We start from the raw sequence: 1847 nt of genomic DNA, 5'->3' as shown, positions 1-1847 counted from the left end.
TTTCACCCGTTTTGTCGTTACTCACGTCAGCATTCGCACTTCTGATACCTCCAGCATACTTCTCAATACACCTTCATCGGCTTACAGAACGCTCCCCTACCACTTGACTAATGTCAAATCCGCAGCTTCGGCACATAGTTTTAGCCCCGTTACATCTTCCGCGCAGGCCGACTCGACTAGTGAGCTATTACGCTTTCTTTAAAGGGTGGCTGCTTCTAAGCCAACCTCCTAGCTGTCTATGCCTTCCCACATCGTTTCCCACTTAACTATGATTTTGGGGCCTTAGCTGGCGGTCTGGATTGTTTTCCTCTTGACTACGGACGTTAGCACCCGCAGTCTGTCTCCCGGATAGTACTCATAGGTATTCGGAGTTTGCATCGGTTTGGTAAGTCGGGATGACCCCCTAGCCGAAACAGTGCTCTACCCCCTATGGTATTCGTCCGAGGCGCTACCTAAATAGCTTTCGGGGAGAACCAGCTATCACCAGGCTTGATTAGCCTTTCACCCCTATCCACAAGTCATCCCCTGGCTTTTCAACGACAGTGGGTTCGGTCCTCCAGTTAGTGTTACCCAACCTTCAACCTGCTCATGGATAGATCGCCTGGTTTCGGGTCTATACCCAGCAACTAAACGCCCTATTAAGACTCGATTTCTCTACGGCTCCCCTATACGGTTAACCTCGCTACTGAATATAAGTCGCTGACCCATTATACAAAAGGTACGCAGTCACACCACGAAGGTGCTCCCACTGCTTGTATGCATGCGGTTTCAGGATCTATTTCACTCCCCTCACAGGGGTTCTTTTCGCCTTTCCCTCACGGTACTGGTTCACTATCGGTCAGTCAGGAGTATTTAGCCTTGGAGGATGGTCCCCCCATATTCAGACAAGGTTTCACGTGCCTCGCCCTACTCGTCATCATTATGTGTGCCCTTTCGTGTACGGGAATATCACCCTCTACGTTCGCACTTCCCAGAGCGTTCCACTAAAACACACATAACTTAATGGGCTGATCCCCGTTCGCTCGCCGCTACTGAGGGAATCTCAATTGATTTCTTTTCCTAAGGGTACTGAGATGTTTCACTTCCCCTCGTTCGCCTTGCAACACTATGTATTCATGTTGCAATACCTACCTTAAAGTAGGTGGGTTCCCCCATTCAGACATCTCCGGATCAAAGGATATTTGCCGCCTCCCCGGAGCTTTTCGCAGGCTATCACGTCTTTCATCGCCTCTGACTGCCAAGGCATCCACCACATGCACTTAATTACTTGACTATACAACCCCAAACAGTCGTCAACACCTACAAGTGAGTGTTGTCCGTGCGATTCTTCATCGCTACTATCTGTTGTCTGTGTACTTAAACACTGTACAGCTTCAATCTAAATTCATATACCAAAACGCTTGATTCAGTTAATTTGCTAGTTCTCAATTCATTCAGATTAATTGCTTAATCTAAACTCTTGAGTGAACAATTTATTTCAGACTCAATTTTGCCAATCTGTTAATGAATAAACATGCCTTCGTCAGGTCATGCTTAATACCGTGATACTTAAATCACAGAAGTTAATAAACCAAGACCGAAATCTCATTTACTAATTTCTGTAATCCGAACTTATCTTAAGTTCTGGTGGAGACTAGGAGAGTCGAACTCCTGACCTCCTGCGTGCAAAGCAGGCGCTCTACCAACTAAGCTAAGTCCCCAGCTTACATCATCAGTCATGTATCTTTTATCTATAACTTTAACCAGTCAAAGTCATGGTGGGTCTGACAAGACTTGAACTTGTGACCCCACGCTTATCAAGCGTGTGCTCTAACCAACTGAGCTACAGACCCTCAGATACATCTATG

At 46.6% G+C, this 1847-nt stretch carries 2 tRNA genes and 1 rRNA gene; all 3 read right to left on the bottom strand.

The annotated features are described in order from the left end of the window. A 23S ribosomal RNA gene (locus J582_RS0105530) occupies positions 1 to 1273 on the bottom strand; the annotation flags it as partial. 351 nt (positions 1274 to 1624) lie between these two features. Then, positions 1625 to 1700 (bottom strand) — tRNA-Ala (locus tag J582_RS24935). A 55-nt stretch (positions 1701 to 1755) separates the two neighbouring features. Then, positions 1756 to 1832 (bottom strand) — tRNA-Ile (locus J582_RS24930). Positions 1833 to 1847: the final 15 nt, after the last annotated feature.

The organism is Acinetobacter sp. 1566109 (assembly GCF_000582255.1).
In the GTDB taxonomy this organism is placed as follows: Bacteria; Pseudomonadota; Gammaproteobacteria; order Pseudomonadales; family Moraxellaceae; genus Acinetobacter; species Acinetobacter nosocomialis.
Note: the sequence above shows the minus strand (reverse complement) of the source record. Positions and strands in the feature narration are given on the sequence as shown.